Source organism: Sphingobacterium olei (assembly GCF_005048855.1).
In the GTDB taxonomy this organism is placed as follows: Bacteria; Bacteroidota; Bacteroidia; order Sphingobacteriales; family Sphingobacteriaceae; genus Sphingobacterium; species Sphingobacterium olei.
Map to the genome: position 1 here is coordinate 257,734 of NZ_SUME01000006.1, position 24,282 is coordinate 282,015.

Annotated in this window: 19 protein-coding genes; 7 read left to right on the forward strand and 12 right to left on the reverse strand. The window is 41.3% G+C overall.

Annotated elements, in window-relative coordinates; translation table 11 throughout:
- Positions 1–46: 46 nt before the first annotated feature.
- The 6 genes from FAZ15_RS15835 to FAZ15_RS15860 form a co-directional block, all read right to left on the reverse strand.
- Positions 47–1,594, reverse strand: a complete 1,548-nt coding sequence (locus FAZ15_RS15835) for a DUF5689 domain-containing protein (protein ID WP_136902291.1) — start codon at positions 1,592–1,594, stop codon at positions 47–49.
- Between the two features lie 25 nt (positions 1,595–1,619).
- Entirely contained in the window at positions 1,620–3,083 is a 1,464-nt protein-coding gene (locus tag FAZ15_RS15840) for a SusD/RagB family nutrient-binding outer membrane lipoprotein (RefSeq protein WP_238387278.1), read from the reverse strand.
- Positions 3,084–3,099: 16 nt separating this feature from the next.
- Positions 3,100–6,333 carry a SusC/RagA family TonB-linked outer membrane protein gene (locus FAZ15_RS15845; protein WP_136902292.1) on the reverse strand — a complete coding sequence of 1,078 codons (3,234 nt, stop codon included), beginning with the start codon at positions 6,331–6,333 and terminating at the stop codon, positions 3,100–3,102.
- A gap of 74 nt (positions 6,334–6,407) precedes the next feature.
- Positions 6,408–7,133: an MIP/aquaporin family protein gene (locus FAZ15_RS15850; protein ID WP_136902293.1), complete on the reverse strand. Its 726-nt coding sequence runs from the start codon at positions 7,131–7,133 to the stop codon at positions 6,408–6,410.
- A 26-nt stretch (positions 7,134–7,159) separates the two neighbouring features.
- Positions 7,160–8,656: a glycerol kinase GlpK gene (glpK, locus tag FAZ15_RS15855; protein ID WP_136902294.1), complete on the reverse strand. Its 1,497-nt coding sequence runs from the start codon at positions 8,654–8,656 to the stop codon at positions 7,160–7,162.
- Positions 8,657–8,688: 32 nt separating this feature from the next.
- On the reverse strand, positions 8,689–10,254 hold the full coding sequence (locus tag FAZ15_RS15860) for a glycerol-3-phosphate dehydrogenase/oxidase (protein WP_136902295.1): 1,566 nt from the start codon (positions 10,252–10,254) through the stop codon (positions 8,689–8,691).
- Between the two features lie 207 nt (positions 10,255–10,461).
- On the opposite strand from FAZ15_RS15860, the gene FAZ15_RS15865 reads away from it, so the two are divergent.
- The 3 genes from FAZ15_RS15865 to FAZ15_RS15875 all read left to right on the forward strand — a co-directional run bounded on the left by FAZ15_RS15865 (position 10,462) and on the right by FAZ15_RS15875 (position 14,158).
- Positions 10,462–11,229, forward strand: a complete 768-nt coding sequence (locus FAZ15_RS15865) for a DeoR/GlpR family DNA-binding transcription regulator (RefSeq protein WP_136902296.1) — start codon at positions 10,462–10,464, stop codon at positions 11,227–11,229.
- A gap of 122 nt (positions 11,230–11,351) precedes the next feature.
- Entirely contained in the window at positions 11,352–13,136 is a 1,785-nt protein-coding gene (locus FAZ15_RS15870; protein WP_136902297.1) for an ABC transporter ATP-binding protein, read from the forward strand.
- Between the two features lie 53 nt (positions 13,137–13,189).
- Positions 13,190–14,158: a 1-acyl-sn-glycerol-3-phosphate acyltransferase gene (locus FAZ15_RS15875; protein ID WP_136902298.1), complete on the forward strand. Its 969-nt coding sequence runs from the start codon at positions 13,190–13,192 to the stop codon at positions 14,156–14,158.
- Positions 14,159–14,217: 59 nt separating this feature from the next.
- Here the strand turns inward: FAZ15_RS15875 and FAZ15_RS15880 are convergent, their stop codons facing one another.
- Positions 14,218–15,783 (reverse strand): OmpP1/FadL family transporter, encoded by a 1,566-nt coding sequence (locus FAZ15_RS15880; RefSeq protein WP_136902299.1) that lies wholly within the window; start codon positions 15,781–15,783, stop codon positions 14,218–14,220.
- Positions 15,784–15,862: 79 nt separating this feature from the next.
- Positions 15,863–17,032 carry a hypothetical protein gene (locus tag FAZ15_RS15885; RefSeq protein WP_136902300.1) on the reverse strand — a complete coding sequence of 390 codons (1,170 nt, stop codon included), beginning with the start codon at positions 17,030–17,032 and terminating at the stop codon, positions 15,863–15,865.
- Positions 17,033–17,228: 196 nt separating this feature from the next.
- On the opposite strand from FAZ15_RS15885, the gene proS reads away from it, so the two are divergent.
- The 4 genes from proS to FAZ15_RS15905 all read left to right on the forward strand — a co-directional run bounded on the left by proS (position 17,229) and on the right by FAZ15_RS15905 (position 21,583).
- The gene (proS, locus tag FAZ15_RS15890) at positions 17,229–18,701 is read left to right on the forward strand and encodes a proline--tRNA ligase (RefSeq protein ID WP_136902301.1); all 1,473 of its coding nucleotides are present in this window, start codon (positions 17,229–17,231) and stop codon (positions 18,699–18,701) included.
- Positions 18,702–18,983: 282 nt separating this feature from the next.
- A complete protein-coding gene (locus FAZ15_RS15895; RefSeq protein ID WP_238387279.1) occupies positions 18,984–19,565 on the forward strand; it encodes a Rossmann-fold NAD(P)-binding domain-containing protein in 582 nt (193 codons plus the stop codon).
- A gap of 27 nt (positions 19,566–19,592) precedes the next feature.
- The gene (locus FAZ15_RS15900; RefSeq protein ID WP_136902303.1) at positions 19,593–20,738 is read left to right on the forward strand and encodes a cystathionine gamma-synthase; all 1,146 of its coding nucleotides are present in this window, start codon (positions 19,593–19,595) and stop codon (positions 20,736–20,738) included.
- A gap of 68 nt (positions 20,739–20,806) precedes the next feature.
- Positions 20,807–21,583 carry a TIGR02757 family protein gene (locus FAZ15_RS15905; protein WP_136902304.1) on the forward strand — a complete coding sequence of 259 codons (777 nt, stop codon included), beginning with the start codon at positions 20,807–20,809 and terminating at the stop codon, positions 21,581–21,583.
- Position 21,584: 1 nt separating this feature from the next.
- Here the strand turns inward: FAZ15_RS15905 and FAZ15_RS15910 are convergent, their stop codons facing one another.
- From FAZ15_RS15910 to FAZ15_RS15925, 4 genes are all read right to left on the reverse strand, one after another.
- Positions 21,585–22,019, reverse strand: coding sequence for a GNAT family N-acetyltransferase (locus tag FAZ15_RS15910; RefSeq protein ID WP_136902305.1), 435 nt, complete (start codon positions 22,017–22,019; stop codon positions 21,585–21,587).
- A complete protein-coding gene (gene gap / locus FAZ15_RS15915; protein ID WP_136902306.1) occupies positions 22,016–23,014 on the reverse strand; it encodes a type I glyceraldehyde-3-phosphate dehydrogenase in 999 nt (332 codons plus the stop codon). Before gap ends, FAZ15_RS15910 begins: the two co-directional genes overlap by 4 nt.
- On the reverse strand, positions 23,015–23,665 hold the full coding sequence (locus tag FAZ15_RS15920; protein ID WP_136902307.1) for a peroxiredoxin family protein: 651 nt from the start codon (positions 23,663–23,665) through the stop codon (positions 23,015–23,017).
- 96 nt (positions 23,666–23,761) lie between these two features.
- A complete protein-coding gene (locus FAZ15_RS15925) occupies positions 23,762–24,265 on the reverse strand; it encodes a GNAT family N-acetyltransferase (protein WP_202912421.1) in 504 nt (167 codons plus the stop codon).
- Positions 24,266–24,282: the final 17 nt, after the last annotated feature.

Genomic DNA, 24,282 nt, shown 5'->3' on the forward strand with positions numbered 1-24,282 from the left:
CTAAAACGATAGTACGAACGAACCTGCTTATTAAGCGTATTAGTGTTTATTCAGTCTGTCTTGTTACCAATTCGCCGTCCTCGAGCACACTGGCAGGGGATTGTTTGGTCAATGGGACTGCATTATAGCCCCTCGTTGTCTCCCACTTACGTGTAGCCGTATTAAATACACCGCCTAATTGTATAAAAAAGCCCACATTAGCTGGTATAAAATGTGGAATACGATACTGATTCGTCCCCATAGAGAAGAAAGGCTGTGCATCTCCGGTCTCTAAATGAAATGGACGGTAATGATCGTTGTTAGCTACACGATAACCACGGTTATTTACCGAGTCGATTATTGTTGCTGTTCCTAGCCCTCCAAAGAATACAAGATCAATCGGCACTGTAGCTTCATTGATGTTTGTTCCAACAAATAACGCCATTCCACTAGCATTTCCACTATTCGCTAATATATTTGGATTTACATCACCTAGACCGTCTCCTCCGCTATTTGCATAAGGAATTGCTCTCACCCAGTTTAATTCCGTAAGGGAAGTAGAGTTGGCGCCGTTTATCCGCTTCTGATGACCGCCGACATAGAAAAATTCCCCTTTATTTACGGAGCCTTCCGTCAAGTTGAATTTTAGGGTTCGCGTGCCACCCGTAGCCCAGCCTGCTCCGGGAGCTGCCCCAGCATTTGGTTGATTTCCTCCAGCATTGTTAGTCACAACTACCGAAAATGGGATTTCCGAAAAGTCGATATCCGTGTTAGCAAGGAGCTGGATGTATTCATAGTTCCCGTCGCCTCCCTCGGGATCAGGACAATAGCCGGTGAAAATAAGTGGCATATCACCCAAGTCACCGGGTATCTCAGGGTCAGAAACATCTTCAATATCTGCCGATGAGCTTGGCCAAATGGACATAACGCCCTGATGTTCTGAATCACCCAATAGTAAACCCTGAACGTTAATATTGCGAGGTACCTGTAGGTCCGCAAATGGGGCTGTCGGTAGTGTACGAATATTTAATGTGTCCGCACCGTTTACCATTCGTTTTACGCCAGAAAATGTTTGTCCCAATTCCGGACGAGGAAATATTTCTCCGCCCACTATCCGCACGATCGTACTTTCATAGTCGTTCGGACGCTGATAAATTACAGAAGCTGTGATGTTACGCCTATAAATTCTAGATACTTGGGTAATCACTTCAATATCCGTAGACGCTATACCGTCGACGTAAAGAAAGCCGTTACGTTTCAATTGTTTGTTGCTCACATTTACAAATATTGAATCACCTAGCTGATAATTGCTGGCGAGATTCCCCACGTTAAGCGCAATGCCATGTAATTTTCCTGGTCTGGCTTGCTGGATAATAATCATACCTTCAGGCGTATTACCACTTTGTAAGTTAGAAACAACGACCCCCGTAATTTGTTGTGCTTGGGAAAGGCGTTCGGCGGTCATCTGCACATCGCTGCCTTTATGTATTTGTCTTAGGTCTTCAATGGCGATGTAGGGACTCGGGGTGCCATTAAGGAAGTCCCTCTTCTCGCAGGACTGCATTACTAAAATGCAGGCTAGCATTAAAAAGATATATGTTAAATTTTTTTTCATCACTTTATGTTTTTGCATTGTAATATTACGGACGTTGCCACCAAACCAACGTATTGATATTATCTGATCCCTGTTGCTCCACGGCCTTTAGGTAGTTTTCTCGGTTTGCAGATTGTATATATACCGGGTAATTAAGCCGAGCGGGCATTCTTCCACCGTTTAGATGACCCGATCCAATGGGTAAAGTTGGGTGACCGGTCCGTCTGTATTCAAACCAAGTCTGCATATCTGTGAAAAATAGTGAATAATACTTTTGCAGATGAATTAGCTCCATTTTTTGATACTCGCTATACATGTCATCCCAAGCAACAAGATCCGTACTTAGATAAAATGACGGAACTTCATGTCCCCAAAGTCTAATAGCAGATACAATCCCCCGTTCGTAGTAAGTTTGCGCCGGTTCGGCTGATATCCAGTCCTTAACAGCAGCTTCGGCCAAGATAAACTGCACTTCACTGTAATTCATGATATTGCCTAATAGCGGATTAGACATTAATCCGGTATGCAGTGTCGATCCCACTACTGGTGGTTGTCCGATAGGATATCCACTGGGCACACCAAAATAGTCACCGTTAGCCAGAGCAGCCCACGTTATGATTCGTGGATCGCTTCGCTCGTTTAAGTTGTCGATGAAGAAGCTTGCAGACTTTGGCGCATACCAATCTGCAGGTCGCCATGTCGCAAAAGGAGAAACATACGGCGCTGTACCTGTCCATCGTAGAATAGCAGAATCATCATTACTAATCATTATTGGATAAACAAGAGGCGACTCATCCACGATTTTCTGAATGATGGCAGGTGTATTCAACTCCTGCTTGTGTGATAAACGTAAGGCTAACCGCAAATAAAGAGAATTTCCAAATTGACGCCATTTTCGCATATCACCTCCGAAAATTGGATCAGATCCACCGGAAATAGCCACATCTTGACCTAGTCCGCGTAACAGCGTATTTGCCTCTTCCAATTTTTCAAACAATGAAGGATAGATGTCTTGTTGCTTATCAAATACGGGGCGAACAAGATTAAGATCCTTGGCTTGCAATGCTTCGGTATAGGGAATGTCTCCGTATATATCGGTCAGTATGGAAAAGATCCAGGCTTCGCAGATTTGCGCAACTGCCATGTATTCGGGTTGGTTAAGTTCTTCTCCAAATTCATAGATATCCCGAAAGTTTCTAAGCTGCAGGTAGAGATTGTTCCACAAATAATCAGCTTCGCTGGTACGAATATCATATCTAAAGATCCGGCCATCTCCGTCACCCATATTGACAGTTACCTGCATTAACTCATTTGTTATGCGTTGGCTCCGGTTCATATTATAGCCTACTACCTTTGTAATTGCGGGAGCCAGTAGATTTTCCGGCTGTACTTTTGGACTGGTATTCGGATTGGTGTTGATTTCTTGAAAATTTTTATTGCAGGAAGTTGTAATAACCATTGAAGCAATTCCTAGTCCAAGAAAATATATCGTTTTATTAATAAATTTCATTTTCATCATGTTGTTTTTATAACCCTATCACTAGATTGAATCCAAAGGTTCTGGTTGCGGGAAATTGTCCCAGCTCAAAACCACGTGTAATATCTCCGTTGCCCAGCGTACCAAATTCGGGATCAAATGCTGGCCAGCTTGACCAGATAAATAGATCTCTTCCGAACACGCCGACGGTCGCACGTTGTAGACCAATGTGGGAAAGTAAAGCCGGACTTAAATTGTAATCAAAACGAACTTCGCGTAACTTTAAAAAGTCTGTGGAATAAGAAGTCCCCTCTACATTGTCGCGTCCCAAATGCGCATTGTAGTAATCCCATACGTTAGTTGCAATGACGTCGTTAGGTCTGTAGGTGCCATCGCCATTGTCGATCACACCATTGCCGATGATTCCGTTATATCGACCAGGGAGCGTGTTTTTTGTTTTCCCTTGTTCGCCATGTACTGCTGAGGTTAACGAATATCCAACGGCTCCGAATTGGGCGTCAAACATAAATCCTAAACGGAATTGTTTATAACGAAATTCGTTATGTAAGCCTATTCTCCAAGCTGGATTTGTCTGGCCAATATATTGCATGGTATCAGTTAACATGGGAAGACCATTTTGGTAAACAATCTGTCCATCTGGGGCGCGCAGGTAACCACGACCGTAGAGGTCGTCCATCCGTGCACCTACTTTGGCGATGATGGCGCCTCGACTTCCAGGACCGTTTTGAAGGATCATCTCGTCCGTTCCGTCTATTAGCTCCAGTACCTTGTTTTTATTTGTGCTGTAGGTTGGACTCATTGTCCATTGGAAGTTTTCTTTACGAATAGGAATAATCTTGGATTCCAACTCGAATCCACTATTTTGAATCATGCCGGCATTTACCAGTATGTTTGTTGCACCGGAAGATCTATCTACGATAGCCCGCAGGTGCTGATCGGAGGTTTTAGCCGTATAGTAAGTCATGTTGAGCGAGAATCGTCCCGCAAACATAGCTATGTCAGCTCCGTATTCATAACTATTTGTAAATAAAGGTTTTAAAAATAGGTTTGGCATTCCTGTGGGGTTAGAACGTCCACCCGGAAAGGTGGGGTCAACACTGTAATTGTATGTGGTCTGATAAGGTACATCTGCCCCGCTGCCAACTCCTGCGACTGAGCCTCTAAATTTAACCATCGAAAATTGCTTCGGAAGATCCACCACGTCAGATAAAACAAAACTTAAATTGAACGAACCATACTGAAATGGCTTACCCTTGTTAACTGGTGAGGCCAGTGTACTGTTCCAATCGTTTCGAAAAGAAAGATCTGCAAATAAATAATCTTTAAAAGAGATGGTTCCCAAGGCATATATACTGTTGGTCACTTGCTGTGTGCGAAAAGGAGTGCTTACCAAGACACCAGCCGAGTTACCGAGATTGTATATACCCGGATAAGCTAGGGAATCCGCTGCATTACGTTCCAAAGTACTTTCGTTACGTCGCGTACTTCCCCCTCCTGTCACCCGTACTTTCAAATCCGGCGTAATTTCCTTGTTGTAAGTTAACATGATGTCGGATGAGGACTCCGTGTTATTGATGGTTTGGGTGCGATACATCCCCTTACGAAATTTTTCGGTATCCCACGGGCGTTGCTGACTTCTGTTTTCAGCATTTAAATCTAACGACGTCCTAACCATTAATTGCCATTCGTCAGAGAATTTGTAAGAAGCCTCCACATTACCCGTTAGTCCGTGACGTTTGTTCTTATTTAACATCTCGTTGCTAATGAGATAAGGATTGTCGACCAAACTGCTATACGGGTAGTTTTGAAAAATATTCTCTTGACCATGTTGCCAGTAATCTTTCAACCAATCCAACGACGCATTAGGCTGCCAGAACATGTTCCAATACATGAGCGATTGGTTATTATAACCCGAAGAGGGTAAATTATCACTTCGATTTTGGCGATAGTTTAATCGCGTATTTATTCGCAATTTATCGGTTACATTGTGGCCAGCTGTCAAAGAAACGTTGTTTCTTTCATAACCCGTGTTTGGAAGGATCCAATTGTTACGCAGATCGGTAAAGGAAAAGCGGACTTGCGTTTTCTCATCTCCCCCATCGAGGCTAACCGAATTCGTAAATGTTGTCCCGGTTTGGAAAAAATTTTTACGCTCATTGGGATACGCCTGCCAGAGGGTACGTTCAGTAGCCCGGGTCTGTGTTACCGGATCATACTGAAAATAATATTGCCCATCAAATTTTGGTCCCCAGGCTGAGCTCGTACTACGGGTACTTCCGCCATCTGGGCCCGCTAAAAAGGAGTAATAACGTACACCTTCCGTACCTTGTCCATACTCGTATTGATAATCGGGCCACCTAGAAATGGATTCCATTGTAGCATTGGAGGTCAGTGTTACACCAATACCTTTTCTCGCTTTACCGGATTTAGTTGTGATAACGATTGCACCATTTCCGCCCCGTTCTCCATATAAGGCAGTGGCATTTGCTCCTTTGAGCACTGTTAATGTCTCAATGTCCTCTGGATTGATATCGTTGATCCCCGTTCCAAAATCGGTAGGAGAATCACCTCCTAAATAGGCGCCGGATCCGGTTCCTACTTGATTTCCGCTACTGTGGCTCATCATGACTCCATCGATTACAATAAGAGCATCATTTCGTCCGGTAAGGTTATTCTCTCCTCGAAGGATAATTTTATTGGAACCAGCTGGTCCGGCACCGGAACGTACTAAGTTCACGCCTGCTACACGCCCCGACAAAGCTTCAGACCAGTTATTAGGTAAAGCATCGGTCAGCTGTTCGCCCTTCAGCTCCGTGGCAGCATAGCCTAGCGCCTTTTTTTGTCGTTCAATTCCAAGTGCCGTGACAATCACCTCTGTTATCTCCTGTGTTGACTCCAGCAAGGGTATCAACACGTTGTTTGTATTTTCGTTAAATGTCCTGGTAAAGGCTTCGTAACCGATCAATTGGAAACTAATCTGAGCACCTACGGGTACATCAAGTTCGAATGTTCCGTCTTCCTTGCTAGACATTAATGATTGTCCATTTGCACGGATGGATACTCCTCCTACCGGTTGATTTGTACTGCCATCTACAGTCCTTCCTTTAATCCGGACTTTTTCTTGGCTGCTCGTCTGCTCCATTGGATGAACAGTGTTGGCGTACACATTACTTCCCGAATAGCAAGCTGTAGCCAAAGCAAGCCATAAAACCTTCGAAAGGTTTCTGTTTGGTTTTACTTTTTCAAGCTTTCTTGTTAACATAAGGTTTTCTTTATTTTAATATTGGTTGCAAAAATGAGGTTTCTAATATTAACGCAATGTTAATTTATGCGTTTTTAGTTTAATACTCCATATAATAATGCAGCGACAAACCCTCCGACTACTGGTCCGATTATCGGTACCCATGCGTACGAAGCGTTGAAGCCTGCTTTGTTTCTAATTGGTAAAATGGCATGCATAATCCGAGGTCCCAGATCCCTTGCAGGATTGATGGCGTAACCAGTTGTCCCGCCAAGAGACAGTCCAATCACCCATACTAAAAAGGTGACCGGTATCGCACCTATCGATCCCAACCCAATAGGAGTGGAGTCGGATAGCGACGCATCTTTAAAATGTAAAATCGTGAAAATGAGTACAAAGGTACCGAGTACCTCGCTGAAAAGATTGATCGGTAAATTTCGGATGGCCGGAGCGGTACAGAAGACGGCTTGTTTTGCGCCAGCATCATCCGTCTGGTCAAAATGATCTTTGTACATAATCCATACCAACAAGGCGCCGATCATTGCACCCAGAAGTTGGGCGAGCATGTAGGATAGGGTAGTGGGCATATCTAATTTTCCTAAAGCAAAATTGGCTATACTAACTGCCCAATTTAAGTGCGCACCGCTATATGGACCGGCAATAGTTACCCCCACAAATACGGCTAAGGCCCAGGCAGTACAAATTACAATCCATCCAGAATTATTGCCTTTGGTGTTTTTTAAAACTACATTAGCAACTACTCCTCCACCTAAGAGGATCATCGTTCCGGTACCTATTAATTCTGCTACAAATGGTGTCATAACAATAAGGTTTTATAATCGAATAATTAGCTGTAATCAGCCCAGTATTTTGCCGTATCTGTAGCTCTCTTCCATTCATGAAGCTGGGTCTCAAAATCTTTGTCCTTAGCATAACGGAAAGTTTTGTCCTCTTTCCACAACGCTTTTAATTCCTCGATATCTTTCCAGTATCCGACAGCTAATCCAGCCAAAAAAGCAGCTCCCATTGCCGTCGTTTCCGTAATCGCTGGTCTTATCACATTAGTCTTGAGGATATCTGCCTGAAATTGCATCAGAAAATTATTACTGGTTGCCCCACCATCGACCCGCAACTCTTGGATTTTCGCTTTCGAATCCATCTCCATGGCTTTTAAAATATCATAGGTTTGATAAGCAATGCTTTCTAACGCAGCCCGTGCAATATGTGCATCGTTAGATCCCCTTGAAAGGCCTAATAAAGTTCCTCTTGCCTGGGAGTTCCAGTGTGGCGCGCCCAGACCAGAGAAAGCGGGAACAAGATAAACGCCATCGGTATGGGGAACACTTGTTGCCAGTCTTTCGATTTCATCCGATTTTCTTATTATTCCCAATTCGTCGCGCAGCCACTGGACAACCGCGCCGCCAATGAAAATGCTTCCTTCCAGTGCATAGTTCACTTCCTTGCCGATTTTCCAGGCAACGGTAGTCACCAAATGATTGCGTGATATAACCGGCTTGTTACCAATGTTCATCAATAAAAAGCAACCAGTGCCATATGTGTTTTTCACCATGCCTTTCTGTGTGCAAAGCTGACCGAATAGTGCGGCTTGTTGGTCACCTGCTATACCGGCAATAGGAATGCGATTGGTTCCCAGTTCCGTACTTGTCTCGCCATATACTTCTGAGCTACTGCATACTTCTGGCAGCATGGATTTGGGAATCTCAAAAATGTCTAACAGTTCGTCGTCCCACGCTAATGTATTGATATTAAAGAGAAGTGTGCGCGATGCGTTGGATACATCCGTAATGTGTTTTTCTCCGTTTGTTAAATTGTAAACTAACCAGGAGTCTACTGTTCCAAAAGCGAGCTCACCCTTCTCGGCCATACCTCGCGCACCGCTTACATGGTTTAAGATCCAATTAATTTTAGATGCCGAAAAATAGGAATCAATCAACAATCCTGTTTTTTCCTGAATAATTTTATCCCAACCTTTTTCCGCAATTGTTTTGCAGTAATCCGCGGTGCGTCTATCTTGCCATACAATCGCATTGTAAATAGGCTTACCCGTTTTTTTATTCCATACAATCGTAGTTTCCCGTTGATTGGTAATCCCGATTGCTTTTATGGATTCTGTTTTTAGTTTGGATTTGGCAATGACTTCTGTCATTACCGCGACTTGAGTAGACCAGATTTCTTGTGCATCATGTTCTACCCAACCTGATTTTGGGAAAATCTGCGTAAATTCCTTTTGAGCTATATTGATTGTTTTTCCCCGTTTGTCAAATAGAATAGCCCTAGAACTTGTCGTTCCCTGATCCAAAGAAAGTATATACTCCTTGTTCATGTGTTTATGGTTTATGTGGTTATCATGTTGTTTTATATGGTGTACTTTTTCACCAATTGCTCATATTCATGTATCTCTTTCGTTATCCATTCTTCGTCTTTATTCGTTTCTTTTGCCATGATTCGAGCGACCACCGGTGCTGCCTCCAACGAGGCTTTTGCATCCAGTAATAACAGTCGCGTTCGTCGGGCTAAGAAGTCTTCGACTTTGACTATCATCTCGTTTCGGCATGCCCATATCACTTCAGCTGCGGTATAGTCATAACTTTCATGAAGTTTTTCATATAGAGTAGGATCCATTTGCGACAACGCTTGTATCGCTTGTAGGTCGCTGCCATACACCTGCCAACGTCCGGTTCTTTTCTCCCGTGTTGATCCATGAATGGCAAGGTGATGCGTTTGACATTTCCGGCTTTCCAGTCCGGCAGTCTTTATTGCCATATCGACCGTTTCTTCACCCATCTTACGGTAGGTAGTCCATTTTCCACCGGTAATTGTAATGAGATCGGAATCACTTTTCAACAATTTATGGTCGCGCGAGATTTCCTTTGTACTATTTCCATCTCCATGTTTGGGTGCGGCTAATGGGCGTAGTCCTGCAAATATGCTCAACACATCTTCACGTGTAGGCGCATTCTCCAGGTAATCATTTGCCGTGTTTAAGATAAATTGAATCTCCTCTTCTAATGGACGCGGTTCGATCTGGTTTTCATGTAGGGGTGTGTCCGTTGTACCCAATAATACCTTACCGTGCCAAGGCACACCGAATAGAACCCTACCATCGCTCGTTTCGGGAATCATCAGCGCATCTTCATTTCCTAAGAATTTTTTGTCAATTACAATATGAGCTCCCTGGCTTGGTCTTACGAGGTTTTGATGGGTGGCCGTGTCGAGTTTCAATATTTCATCTACAAAAATACCGGTGGCGTTGATGAGCGCTTTGGTCTTAACGGTATAAACCTGATCTGTAGTTTTATCCAAAAACGAAAGTCCGTTCACTTTACCCGAACTGTCTTTGGCTATTTGTGTGACTTCTGCGTAATTGAGGACAGTTGCTCCATGTTCTACAGCGGTTTGTGCAAGATTTATTGCCAATCGGGCATCGTCAAATTGACCGTCATAATACTGAATGCCACCTTTCAGACCTTTTTCTTTTACTTTCGGTATCTTGTTAAGTACTTCATTTTTATTCAGTAATGTTGATTTTCCAATTCTTAACTTCCCAGCCATCCAATCATAAAATTTCAATCCGATGAGAAATTTTAATTTATTGAACGTACTATATGAAGGGATTACGAAGCTCTGTACAAATGAAACGTGTGGCGCATTTTGAAATATCAATCCTCTTTCTTTCAATGCCGACTTTACCAGTTTTATATCACCATTTGCTAAATAACGCACACCACCATGTACTAGCTTTGTGCTTTTACTTGAGGTTCCTTTGGCAAAATCATACATTTCTACCAACAAAGTTTTGTAACCTCTTGATGCCGCATCCACAGCTATACCAAGTCCTGTAGCACCTCCTCCAATTATGGTTACATCCCATTCCTTTGTCGTATTGATGGAATTATAAGCTTCGTTTCTTGTGAACTTCATTTTGTTTAATGATGTTTTTGTTTTATTTATTTTGTAAATATATTAAAAATCGTAAATAAACGAAACTTTGTGAAAGAAAAAATAATTTTGTCTTTTTTGTTGAAGAAGTTCCTTACATTAGAAATATGAAATACCCGTGCACCGTATGTCAACACAGTATATATCCGCGGGTATTGACTATAACCTTTAAAAACAGATACATATTATATGAATAATGTTGAGCGCCATCAATATATTATACGGAAGATAAAGCAGGACGGACATGTTTCTGTATTGGATTTATGTGAAGATTTAAAAGTTTCTTCTGTAACAATCCGAAAGGATTTACAGTTTTTGGAAGACAGCGGACTGGTGTATCGTACACATGGTGGTGCGACATCGCAGAATCCATATCAAACCGATAGAACCGTTTTTGAGAAAGAAAAAATTCATGAATCGGAAAAAATACGGATTGCAAAAGCAGCTTCTAACCTGGTAATCAACAACGATTCGATTATTATCGGATCGGGAACGACGACACAGTTTTTCGCACGCCAGTTGGCTCCGCAGGGCAACCTCACGGTGGTAACGTCTGCGTTGAATGTAACGTTGGAACTCATTAAACATGATAATGTCGAGATTATTCAATTGGGGGGCGCTGTAAGAAAGACGTCGACTTCCGTAACAGGTCAATATGCACACAGTACACTTGACCATTTTTTCTGTTCGAAGTTGTTTTTGGGTGTAGATGGGATAGACTTAGATTTTGGTATTTCTACGACCAATGCGCAGGAAGCCATATTGAATATGAAAATGATTGACGTAGCGCAACAGGTGATCGTTCTTGCAGACTCCAGTAAATTTGGCCGTAAAAGTTTCGGAAAAATTGTGGATTTTTCTAAAATAGATATGATTATCAGTGACGATATTCCTCCAAAATTTAAAGAATTGTTTGATTCATTAGGTATAGAAACTATAATATGTAAGTCTGAATAGTGGTCTGTTTTCGATTCCTGTAGAACGCTAATAAAGCGACTCTAGTGTTTAAGAAGTAAGGTTGGTGTGTAGTTTTTAGATAGTTTGATTAAACTATTAATCAATGAATATGTTTAATTAGTATGACGATATCGCAGCTGTTTAAAAAGATAGTTCCTTTTACGAAATCTTACAAAAATTTAATTTTTTATACGTTAATACTAACCGTTATCGGTTCTTTTGCTGCGCAGGTAAATGCCTTTATATTGAAATATACGGTAGATAGTATTAGCGACTTGCTGGTCGCCCGGACGCCGCTAGGGCAGGGGGTTCATCTTTTGGGAATTATTTCCATCGTTCTTTTGGCTAAAGAAATCATCTATTCATGTGTCCAGTTCGGTCAGAAGTTTTACGGCGAAAAGTTGCGTATTATGATAGCACGAGATTTTTCTCAAGCTATCGTCGATAAAATTTTGACCTATAAATTGGCATTTTATACATCTACTACCAATGAATCGGGTAAACTGCAGACCCGGATAGATGCCGGGATCAGTTCGCTCACCCGATTAGTGCAGAATTTTTTTATTGATATTTTACCGCTGTTCGCCAATGCTATTGTTGCATTGGTTTGTATGTTCCTGGCCAATTTTTACGTAGGGCTGGTAGGCTTGATTATTATTCCCATCTACTTCTTCGTTTCGCAGATGCAGGCACAGCGATTATCGGGGTTCCGTCGTAATATGCGTAGCTATCGTGAAAATAAGAGTAATCAAATTATAAACTTAATAGATTCGATCACCGTTATTAAATCGTTTGTCACTGAAAAAATAGAGGCCGATCGGCACAAAAAGATTCAATATGATATGACAGAGAATCAAATGGCCACGCGTAAAACGAGTTTTCTATTTGATAGCATCAAAGGATTTATTGAACAGATCGGAATTGTAATTGTCATTATTTTGACGGCGTATTTTGTGCTTAATGAGCAAATGACGCTAGGCGCGATTATGTTTCATATTATGTTGTTTAACAATGTTTCAGCGCCTATAAGACAATTACATCGCATATATGATGAAGTAAACGATGCGTTAATTTATTCGGAAAGTTTTTTTGGTATATTGGAAGCAGATGATCAAAAAGAACAAAGTGGCAAATATCGTCCCGCTATCATTAAAGGTTTAATAGAAATTCAACATGTTGACTTCGAGTATCCAAACGGCCACAAAGCACTGAGCGGTGTAAATATGATCATCAAACCCAATCAGAATACGGCTTTAGTCGGACTGTCGGGTGCAGGAAAGAGTACGATAATAAATTTATTGGACAAGTTTTACGAACCCACAACGGGTAGGATCTTGCTCGATGGCGTCGATTTAAAGGAATACGATACGGAGTTTCTGCGCGAAAATGTGGGACTCGTTTTACAGCGGAATCATATTTTCAAAGGAAGTATAGCCGATAACATCCGTTATGGAAAAATCGATGCGACGATGGAAGAGGTTATTGAAGCATCAAAGCAGGCATATATCCACGAGCAGATTTTAGAATTACAGAACGGATACAATTCGGAAGCGCACCTGTTATCTGGTGGGCAGCAGCAACGGATTGCCATTGCACGCATGTTCTTAAAGAATCCACCTATTATTTTTCTGGATGAACCTACAGCTAATTTAGATGCTATTGCAACAGAGCAGATTAAAAACAGCCTCGACGCGATCAAGGTAGGGCGTACGGTGATTGTTGTATCACACAGCATTTCCCAAATAATTGATTCGGAACATATTATTGTAATGGAAAAGGGGCGGGTTATAGAAGACGGTACGCACGAAGAATTGTATGATAATAAAGATACATACCATCGTATTTTTAGCGCTATGGCAAATAGTTTAAATATTCAAAAAATCACGGAATCCATGCGCGAGGATTAATTTGGAATAGTTTGTGCATAAATTTATTTACATTTATAACATATGTATTAAATATGCTTTATTTTCTATTGCGAAATTTTATCAAAATCGGACTACAATGGTATATTGCTGATGTAAGACCATTGCATTTGGAAAGGGCGAAGTTTCAAGGCCCCACACTTATTCTTTCCAATCACCCAAATTCTTTTTTTGATGCATTGTTGATAGCAGCCCATGCACCCGAAGAAATTCATTATCTGGTAAGAGGGGATATTTTTCGAAATCCCATTATTAATGTTGTATTGCGATCGTTATATATGTTGCCGATCTACAAGAAGTCCGATGATCCTGAACATACCATAAAAAATGAATTTACTTATGATGAATGTGTGCGAATTTTACGGGATGGTAAGCATGTTCTCATTTTTCCGGAAGGCAAATCACACAATCTTTGGTATCTGCAGCAATTTATGAAGAATGGTCTTTCTGCACTTTTAGAACGATCTTATAAACGGAACATCCCTATACAGATACAGCCTTATGCCTTAAATTATAATTCGTTTTTAAGCGTTCCCAAGAGCGTGTCTATTGAGGCGTTGTATACTATCGATTCGACAGAATATATTGAAAACGGTTCTTTACAAATTGAATCGATTATTGCGCTTACTCAAGAAGAGTTGAAAAAGAATATGCCGGGAGCTCCTTTGCAACCAAATGCATTGGCAGAAAATAAGAAAAAAATGTTATTTGTTCCTGCTAAAATTGGCTACTACACCCAATATTGGTTCTATAAATTATGGAAGAATTATATTGCTAAGAAAACACAGGGAACTATCTTTTATGATTCGTTGCTTTTTGGAGCTTTACTTTTTTCGTACCCCATTTTTGTGTTGCTAGTAAGTATCCTTGTGGGGAATTTACTTAGTTTTTGGTGGGGAGTTTTTGTTTTTATGCTGTTGCCCGCTACGAGTTATTGTATGTCGCAATATCAACATATAAAAGTAGAAGCGGATTTAGAAAGTGAACGGGTTAATTATTTCTAGATCTAGATAAAATAGCAGTGCCAACCCGAACGGACTGGCTCTGCTATTGATGGTATTTCTTAAAACTTTGCACCTAATGTCAAAAGTACATTGGTACGGTTATGGTCAATACTCGCTACCGGACTTGCCACTCCCCAAAACGATTCATTAATGGTATATGGGTTTTGTTTGTACGAATTTACCTGATGTACTACGGCAACGTCTAGATAAGCAGAATTTGTTATCTTAAAACCTAATCCTAAACTACCGCTGTAATTGGTGTCGTCTGCATATTGATATGGGTTGCCAAAATAGTTAAAACCAGCTCTTCCACTTACAATGTTATTGAACAAATATTCGCCACCTACACGTAGGTTTACAGCACCTTGGTATTCATCCTTAATGTCCTCGTTAAGTGTATTGTAGATACTGCCGTTAGCCGGAACTCTGCTGCCGAGTGTATGATATTTTATCGTACTGTAATCAATATATTCTGCGTCGGCTGTAATTAATCCTCTACTGAAGAATTTAGTGGCACCTAAAGCAAATTTCCAAGGTGTGTTTAACTGGTAGTCCGTAGCGCTGTCGTAAAATTCAGATTCATAAGATGAAAAGGCATTTGTTGCCGCTTCATTATCATAAAAATCGATATCGGTATATGCTCGAGTATCTTCTTTTACAGTTGTCCAAGTAGGCGTAGTGATGGTCAGTCCAATATTCCAATCTGCGGTAGGCTTATATATCGCACCTAACTTTAGGTCGATACCAGAACCTTCAGTTACCTGTGAAAAATTATCAAACAATTCGTAACTCGCCTCTACAAAGTCATATTTATCGTTGGTAGGATCTGCGAAATCAGAATTTGGATTGTCCTCCAAGATAGCTGCTCTGTCCTTTGTCCATCCGTTTTCAATAAATTGAGAAGATCTTTCATAACGGAAAGATGTAATTCCCAGCGTAGCTCCAAAATACAATTTATTGCTGTGGTTGGCGCCAAAAGCTATAGCTGTTTTGGAACGGTTTCCTTTTTGAAGAATGTCATTATATTGGTTTTTGGAACCGTTTTCTACGGCTAGAGGAAAATACCCCAATGTAGCATCACCAAAACGTTCAACCATGTTCGAACCACTAAAATCATTGGTAAAGTCGGGGTTTCCGTCCATGATATCTGTCAACGCATTCACGATAGATGAATTCATATTATTGCCTTCATATGTTAAATGGTTGTTGTAGTTTTGGGTTTTGTCGTAGCTCAATCCTACATTAAAATTTAGAATGCCACTACTTAAATTACCCGATTTACGTGTTGGAAAATGAAAAACAATACCAGCTTGATCGATACCAAAGTTGCCTTTATTACTCGTCGTACTAAGACCTTCGAATGCAGTTTTGTTTTGGTTCTGAAGGTAATTAAATGTTACGGATACATCCGAACGTCCAAAGAATCCTAATCCAGCAGGATTTCCAGCAATGGTACTAATGTCGCCGCCTAAAGCTGTCTGTGCATTTCCCAATCCTTTAAAACGCGCAGACCCACCGTTGTTTTCCTGGGAAAATAAAATGGCATCGCCTAGGGATTGAGCTTGAACGGTTCCCCAAAATGTACTCGCAACGAATGCGGATAATATGAAGTTTCTTAATCTCATTATTGAATAGTATGTTGTTAAAATAATAGCCAATATAATTTAACAGATATTGGCTATTGGGATATATTTACTTGCTTCGTTATCGTCTTGATGACCCGGATGATCTTGTCGCACCACCGCCGCCAGAACTTCCTCTTGATGAACTTCCGCTAGACATAGAGGATCCACTGCTTCTGCTCGGAGGAGGACTTTGTGAAACACCGCTGTTAGATGATCTAGACGGAGTAGAAGATGCCGGTGGAGGAGTCGAATTTCGCTGCGGCGTCGATTCCGTACGTCTAGATGATGCTGGAGGCGTAGTCGACGTTCTTGTACCGGTGGTAGAAGTCCGCGTTCCGTTCGGTGCAGTCGAAGTACGCGTACCATTATTAGGAGAACCTATCGTAGCTCTTCTGCCGTCTGTTGTATTTCTCGACCCAACCGCAGAGCGTGTTGTTCCGTTCGTTGTTCTTGTAGTACCTACGCGTGTTCCAGTTGTTGTTCTCGAAGAACTAACACCTTCTGTATTACGCCTTGAACCGCTTCTAGTACCAGTGACAATACGTCCATTTGCATTGCGGCTTACTGCACTATTTGATCTTACATTAGAACTTCGTGCCCTTGTATTAAATCGATCTCTTGAAACAGATCTTTCCGATACACGTGAAGATCGGCCACCATATCCGTAGCTTGGAAAGCCACCATATCCGTATCCGTAATATGGATGCCCCCAACTGTTATAGAAGGAATTGTGTCCCCAAAATCCGCCATAACCGAAACCGCCATAGCCCCATCCCATTCCATAATAAGGGTTTCCCCATCCCATTCCGAAGTATGGACTGCCCCATCCCATGCCCATAGACCAGCCAGATCCCCATCCCCAATTGGAGAATCCTAATCCAAATCCACCGTAACCATACCAAGGGTCAAAAAAAGGATCATAATAGCCCATACCTGGAGTCGCATAATAAAAGCGGTTGATCCGATTCGCGTATTCTAAATCTTCATACTCACCCTCCATATATTCTTGATCAGAATATTCGTCAGCGTAATATCCGTTTTGATTTGCCACTGATTCTTCTTCCACATAATTTTCATCTGTATAATAATAATCAGGACTTTGATAAGTTGCTTCGGCAATAGCTTGGGATTGATTGTTGTATACATCATCCTTGTATGCTATTTGCTTACTAGCGGAACAGGAACTAAGTGCCGCAACAAGTGCCAATGCCCATCCGCCTATTAATAATCTATTTGTTTTTATTTTCATGATAATCTTTCCTTCCAGAGTCTTTAGATAATCCAGTCTTATTTTATTATCTTAGACGCAGTTTTTAAATCAGGGTTTAACGCCGTTTAACAAAAATATAAATAAAATCTTAATTTAATTTTTGCCCTGTCCAAGAAGCATTATAAAAAACGGGAATCTATAACATATTGTTACAAAATAAATAGTAAAAATCTAAATGAGTAAAGGAATAACAAGCCGTAGTGAGGATTATTCGCAATGGTATAATGATTTAGTAATTAAAGCAGATTTAGCTGAATACTCCGCGGTGAGAGGGTGTATGGTCATTAAACCCTATGGATATGGAATATGGGAAAGAATGCAGGCTATCTTAGATAAAAGATTTAAAGAAACAGGTCATAGTAATGCCTACTTCCCACTATTTATTCCCAAGTCTTTTTTCTCAAAAGAAGCTTCACATGTAGAAGGATTTGCGACAGAGTGCGCCGTAGTGACACATTACCGTCTAAAAAATGACGGTAATGGCAATATCATTGTGGACGAAGATGCAAAATTAGAAGAAGAATTAATTGTTAGACCGACTTCCGAAACGATTATTTGGAATACCTATAGAGGTTGGATAGAATCGTATAGAGATCTTCCTATTTTAGTAAATCAATGGGCCAATGTGGTAAGATGGGAAATGCGTACGCGTTTGTTTTTGCGGACGGCTGAATTCTTATGGCAAGAAGGCCATACAGCACATGCTACGGAGCAAGAAGCTATTGAAGAAGCAGAACGCATGTTGGATGTCTATTCCGAATTTGCCGAAAATATATTAGCGGTACCGGTAATCCGTGGCCGCAAGACCGAGAATGAGCGATTCGCCGGAGCTTTGGATACCTATTGTATCGAAGCGTTAATGCAAGATGGAAAAGCATTGCAGGCGGGAACCTCCCATTTCTTAGGTCAGAATTTTGCAAAGGCTTTCGACGTGAAGTTCACGTCTAGAGAAGGAAAACTAGAGCACGTTTGGGCTACTTCATGGGGCGTATCCACTCGTTTGATGGGGGCACTAGTGATGGCACATTCGGATGACCAAGGACTAATACTACCTCCTAAATTAGCGCCAATTCAAGTCGTAATTGTGCCAATTTTCAGAACAGAAGAAGAGAAAGAAACGATAGATGCCTTCGTCGATAACCTGATGGCGGAGCTCAAAGGGATAGATATATCGGTTAAATTTGACGATCGGGATACACAACGCCCAGGGTTTAAATTTGCGGAATGGGAATTGAAAGGGGTGCCTCTACGTGTGGCGATCGGTGCTCGTGATATGCAAAACGGGACAGTGGAATTGGCTCGACGTGATACCCAAACCAAGGAGACGGTTGCGCAGGAAGGCCTTTCCGCGAAAATAGAAAGCCTATTGGATGAAATTCAGGTCAATATCTATCAAAAGGCACTTAAATTTAGAGACAGTCATATTACGGAAGTGAATTCTTATGATGAGTTTAAAGAGATCCTTGAAACAAAAGGTGGATTTATTTCTTGTCATTGGGACGGCACCGTAGAAACGGAAAAACGTGTAAAAGAAGAAACGAAAGCTACTATTCGATGTATTCCGTTGGACAACAAAGAGGAAGAGGGAATCTGTATTTTTACGGGTAAACCATCTGTACAACGTGTACTTTTTGCGAAAGCATATTAGATTAGTGACCGGTGACTAGTGATTTGTTACTGGTGATTAGTGGTTAGTCAAAAATAAAACGGGATAAATCTGAAGACAACGAGAATACTTATTTTAGGCTGTGGTTGGGTAGGAGCGGATTTCGCTGTCCAATGCCGAAATCGGGGAATAGAAGTATGGGCTAGTACAACGAATACAGATAAGTGTTATCGTTTAAAAAGCGATGGTATTTTTGCGTTCCTCAAGGATTTTGACGTTGACAAGAGTGTGCCGGATTTTTTGCCCGATACATTTGATTATATTTTGACAAGTGTTCCCGCCAGTTCAAAAAACACGATCGAGACCGTATCGCGACGATTTGATAACGTTTTGAGTGTTATTAGCCTGTTGCAATACGGCAAACATATTTTCTTGAGTTCGATTGGTATATATCCTCATATTGAAGGACGGATCGATGAGGATTTCAACGATCAGGAAACTTTAAATCCTTTACTCTTTCTAGCAGAAGAAAAGATGACATCGCTGTCGCAGACGATCGTGTTCCGGTTGGGCGGGCTTTTCGGAAAGAATCGAATATTTGCCAAGTATTTTGCTGGTAAAATCTGTACAACAGGTGAACAACCCGCAAATTTTGTTCATCTACAAGATGTGATACAGCTTGTTTTCCTGGCTTTCGCTATGGATTTCGAACATAGGTTGTTTAATATTGTTTGTCCTGAACACCCATCAAAAAAAGAAGTGATAGTCGCATCAGCCGCCAAATATGGATACGAGTTACCCACATCTTTTGAACCTGAGCAGACGACACAAAAAATAGTATCTTCTGATCGCGTCATTCAAACGTTAGAATATACATTTTTGTACCCTTCTCCTTTAAATTTTTAATACTTTTAAGCATTCAAACTGAAAGCTATGGCATATAAATTTGCAACAAAGGCTATCCATGCCGGTCAACATGCAGACCCCAGCACAGGGGCGGTAATGACACCTATATATCAGACCTCTACTTACAAGCAGGCCTCTCCCGGAGATCATAAAGGTTTTGAATACTCGAGGGGTACTAATCCCACCCGCAAGGCGTTGGAAGATTGTTTAGCCGCACTCGAAAACGGTCAATTTGGATTAGCATTCTCTAGTGGTATGGCGGCGACAGATTGTGTGTTGCGTTTGTTAAAACCTGGAGATGAAGTTGTAACAGGAGACGACTTATATGGTGGGTCGTACCGTATATTCACGAAAGTGTACGAACAGTATGGGATCAAATTTGTCTTCGTGAATACATCCGACAGTGAAGAAGTTCGTCGCGGGATAACCGAAAAGACAAAATTAATCTGGGTTGAAACACCAACGAATCCGACGTTGAAATTGGCAGACATAGCGGAAATTGGTAAAATTGCGAAGGAAAACAATATATTATATGTTGTCGACAATACATTCGCTTCTCCATACTTACAGAATCCGTTGGATTTAGGCGCGGATATTGTCATGCATTCGGCTACAAAATATATAAATGGACATTCCGATGTGGTAATGGGGGCCCTAATCTTAAATGCTGAAGACCTATATAAACAATTGTTCTTCTTTTATAACGCAGTAGGTGGTACGCCCGGTCCGCAAGATTCTTTTTTGGCATTGCGGGGAATCAAAACGTTGCACTTACGGATGCAGGCACATTGCGAAAATGGACGAAAAGTGGCTGAATTCTTGAAAAACCATCCAAAAATAGAGAAAATCTACTGGCCAGGGTTTGAAGACCATCCAGGCCATGATATTGCGAAGAAGCAAATGAAAGATTTTGGTGGCATGATTTCCATCGTATTAAAAGACGCTGATCTACAGGAAACCTTTCGGATCGCTTCGCGGTTTACCGTGTTTACCCTGGCTGAATCACTGGGAGGGGTCGAGTCTTTAATCAACCATCCGGCTACGATGACGCACGGTTCGATCCCCAAAGAAGCACGGGAAAAAGTGGGTGTAGTAGATAATTTATTGCGTTTATCGGTGGGAATAGAAGATGCGGAAGACCTGATCGAAGATTTGAAACAGGTATTGTCTTAGAGTGTAAAGGTGTAAAGTTGAATTCACGACTTAACTCCTTAACAACTTCACCTTCTAACCCCTTAACAATGCCAGATTTTAATATTAAAAACTTTTTAGATACAAAGGTGATGGAGTACAATCGACCTGCTTTCATCACCCACGATCCGATCTGTGTTCCCCATCTGTTTTCAAAGAAGCAGAATATCGAAATAATGGGCTTTTTTGCATCTATACTGGCTTGGGGGCAACGGAAGACCATTATTAACAAATGTAAGGAGCTGATCGACCGCATGAATGGAGACCCGTATCATTTTATTCTCAACCACAAGGACGAAGACCTCAAAAGCCTGCTGGGATTCAAGCACCGCACTTTTAACGATACCGACTTACTTTATTTTATTTCGTTTTTTCAGTATCATTATCGTCGCTTTGATTCGTTGGAAGATGCCTTTTTAATAGGGCAGGAGGGGACTCAAGCGATTTCTGTAGAGACGGCTTTAAACGAATTTAAAAACTATTTCTTTTCCTTGCCTGATTATCCTTTAAGAACACGCAAACATATCAGTTCACCGCTTCAAAAGTCAACATGTAAGCGCCTCAATATGTTTCTTCGTTGGATGGTGCGCAAAGATGAAAATGGTGTCGACTTTGGAATTTGGAACCGTATTTTACCCAGTCAATTGATTGCGCCCTGCGATGTCCATGTCGAACGCGTGGCACGCAAATTTCATTTGATCACTTTGGAAAAAGTGAATTGGAAAACGGCAATCGAACTGACAGAAAACCTAAGGTTATTGGATCCGCAAGATCCTGTCAAATACGATTTCGCGCTATTTGGATTAGGCGTGGAACGGGAAATGTAATTTACAAGAGTTTAAACATCTCTTTGTGCGGGCCGATTCCGGGAATATCAAATTCATCCGACATAAACTCAAAACCTAATTTTTCATAGAAAGGAAAGGCGACCGATCGGGCATTGAACCACAGGTAATCTACCTGTAATTGCGTTTTTAAATGCAATTCTGCAGCTCTCAAAAGATCTCCGGCATAACCTCTCCGCAGATGGTCGGGATGTGTAGCCATACCCCTTAGCCGGTAGCCGGCTTTAGGTAATTTACCGTGATTTTCTTTCATGCAGGTCAGTACACAAACTAACCTGTCGCTGTCGTCAAAATACCCCATATGGAAGGTTGTCGGCAGGAGATCATGATCAAAGATACATTGATCTTCTGAAAGTCCGCTACGTAGTACAAGCGAACGTAACGGTAGTGTCTGTTCAGGTTGTATAAAACGGATCATCTTTTGCTCAACTTATCCAAGATATCGACCAATCGGTTGGAGTAGCCAAATTCATTGTCATACCAGCCGACCACTTTAACCAGTCTGCCTACGATAGACGTAAGCTGTGCGTCAAATACGCAAGAATATGGATTGTTGATGATGTCGACAGATACAATCGGATCTTCGGTATAATACAAAACGTCCTTTAGTTCGTGCATTGCTGCTTCTCTAAATTTAGCGTTGATTTCGGCTACCGTCGTTTTTTTTGAAAGTGTACATGTGAAATCAGTAAGCGATCCATTGAGTACCGGTACCCGGATACCGGCCCCCCCTAATTTACCTTCTAAGTGCGTAAATACATTTGTGATGGCCTTAGCTGCTCCGGTAGTTGTCGGGATAATGGAAGAGGAAGCTGCCCGCGCTCTACGGAGATCCCGATGAGGAGAATCATGCAGATTTTGATCGCCTGTCATCGAATGTACAGTCGTAATATACCCATCTTGAATCTGCCAATTTTCATCTAATATCTTTACTAATGGAGCCACATTATTGGTGGTGCAGCTGGCATTTGAAAAGATAGGCGCATTCCAGTCAAAATCACAGTCGTTTATGCCCAACACGACAGTAGGAATTTCCTTGTCAGCAGACGGTGCAGAGATAATGACCTGTTTCGCTCCCGCCGTTAGGTGTTGACTAGCCTTTTCTTTTGTTGTAAACAAACCGGTAGACTCTATGACGACATCGATATTCAGCTCTTTCCACGGCAAATCCGTTGGATTTTTAATGTTGAGCGTGCTGATACTGTGCGCATCAACACGAATACTATTCTCTGTATAGCTCACTGTCCCCGGAAAGGCGCCATGAACAGAATCGTATTTGAACAAATGGGAGAGTGTCTTCGCATCCGTGAGATCATTAATGGCCACCACTTCTACATTTTCAATTCCCCTCGTGATTAGATTCCGTAACGTATGCCTACCGATACGTCCGAAACCATTTATGGCAATTCTCATTTACTTCGTGTATAAAGTAATGATTTCATTGATGTTTTTATCACCTTCCCAATACGATTGAAGTTTACCATTCACATCGTAAACATAATTTGCTGGGAATTGACTTGGTACATGGAATTTTTGAATAAAGTCTTGATTTCTGTCGTACAGTACCTGTACATTTGGCTTATCTACCAATTCTTTTGCAAATGATTCTAAGAATGTGGCCATTAATGCCGGGTCATTCATCGATACAAAATAAAGGTTGATATCTTTGAGTTTATTGTAATTTTTAGCGAGCGCAGCAGCTTCGTCGCGGCAATGATGACATCCCGGATCAAAAAGTACAAAGATGGTTTTCTTTCCTTTCGGAAGGTCTGCATTTGTGAATGAAACTCCCGATTTTACTTTATAAAAAGTGAAAGGGGGTATATTTGGAATTGGATCCGCTGTTTTTACAGCAGCGGTAGACACCTCCTTTTGAGAATCTATGGCCGGTTCTACGGCGTGATTATGATCTGCGTGACTGTGTTCGTGACCTTCGTGACTGTGGTCGTGTCCGTCATGTCCATTTACTGTTGTAGGTTCCTTAGGATTTGCGTTATTCGTACAAGCTCCAAATGCCAGCGCACTTCCAAGTGCAAGATATGTTATGATTTTTACGTTCTTCATGCGAATACGGTGTTGAAATTTAAGCAAAGCTAAAAAAAATATGCTTTCTAATAAGCGAAGATTACTTTTTTGATATCCATTTGATAAATTGGGTTTTTATGCAATCCTTTTTCCTAAAATTTTTAAACTCCGTTCTTGACCATCCAATTCTGCTATATGAGGTAACGTGGCCCAGTCTTCAAAACCAAAATGTTCGAACAGTTTCAAACTAGGCTCATTATGTGCAAAAATAAATGCAAGCAACGTCTTTATTCCGAATTTTGGTGCTTGATCCATACTATACTGTAGTATTTGTTTTCCCAGACCTTTTCCCCTCACATTCGTGTCTAGATAGATGCTTATCTCCACAGTGGCATCATAAGCCGGACGTCCATAAAAGGACTGGAAGCTCACCCAACCCATAGTTTGGTTATCGGCATCCTGTACAATCCACAAGGGTCTTTTTGAAGGACTGTGTTCATCAAACCATTTTTGACGACTGTCTACGGTCACCTGTTCCGTATCTGCGGTGACCATTCGTGAAGTTATAGTTGTATTATATATTTCTACGATTCTTTCTAAATCGCTGTATGTGGCATCCTTGAATGTCAGATTTTTCATTATTATTTTTCGGCTTT

Coding starts and splice junctions, on each gene's coding strand:
- proS (WP_136902301.1), top strand. CDS start 17,229: ATGAGTAAAGGAATAACAAGCCGTAGTGAGGATTATTCGCAATGGTAT.
- FAZ15_RS15850 (WP_136902293.1), bottom strand. CDS start 7,133: ATGACACCATTTGTAGCAGAATTAATAGGTACCGGAACGATGATCCTC.
- FAZ15_RS15860 (WP_136902295.1), bottom strand. CDS start 10,254: ATGAAGTTCACAAGAAACGAAGCTTATAATTCCATCAATACGACAAAG.
- FAZ15_RS15845 (WP_136902292.1), bottom strand. CDS start 6,333: ATGTTAACAAGAAAGCTTGAAAAAGTAAAACCAAACAGAAACCTTTCG.
- glpK (WP_136902294.1), bottom strand. CDS start 8,656: ATGAACAAGGAGTATATACTTTCTTTGGATCAGGGAACGACAAGTTCT.
- FAZ15_RS15920 (WP_136902307.1), bottom strand. CDS start 23,665: ATGAAGAACGTAAAAATCATAACATATCTTGCACTTGGAAGTGCGCTG.
- FAZ15_RS15880 (WP_136902299.1), bottom strand. CDS start 15,783: ATGAGATTAAGAAACTTCATATTATCCGCATTCGTTGCGAGTACATTT.
- FAZ15_RS15875 (WP_136902298.1), top strand. CDS start 13,190: ATGCTTTATTTTCTATTGCGAAATTTTATCAAAATCGGACTACAATGG.
- FAZ15_RS15840 (WP_238387278.1), bottom strand. CDS start 3,083: ATGAAATTTATTAATAAAACGATATATTTTCTTGGACTAGGAATTGCT.
- FAZ15_RS15910 (WP_136902305.1), bottom strand. CDS start 22,019: ATGATCCGTTTTATACAACCTGAACAGACACTACCGTTACGTTCGCTT.
- FAZ15_RS15835 (WP_136902291.1), bottom strand. CDS start 1,594: ATGAAAAAAAATTTAACATATATCTTTTTAATGCTAGCCTGCATTTTA.
- FAZ15_RS15865 (WP_136902296.1), top strand. CDS start 10,462: ATGAATAATGTTGAGCGCCATCAATATATTATACGGAAGATAAAGCAG.
- FAZ15_RS15900 (WP_136902303.1), top strand. CDS start 19,593: ATGGCATATAAATTTGCAACAAAGGCTATCCATGCCGGTCAACATGCA.
- FAZ15_RS15885 (WP_136902300.1), bottom strand. CDS start 17,032: ATGAAAATAAAAACAAATAGATTATTAATAGGCGGATGGGCATTGGCA.
- FAZ15_RS15905 (WP_136902304.1), top strand. CDS start 20,807: ATGCCAGATTTTAATATTAAAAACTTTTTAGATACAAAGGTGATGGAG.
- FAZ15_RS15925 (WP_202912421.1), bottom strand. CDS start 24,265: ATGAAAAATCTGACATTCAAGGATGCCACATACAGCGATTTAGAAAGA.
- gap (WP_136902306.1), bottom strand. CDS start 23,014: ATGAGAATTGCCATAAATGGTTTCGGACGTATCGGTAGGCATACGTTA.
- FAZ15_RS15870 (WP_136902297.1), top strand. CDS start 11,352: ATGACGATATCGCAGCTGTTTAAAAAGATAGTTCCTTTTACGAAATCT.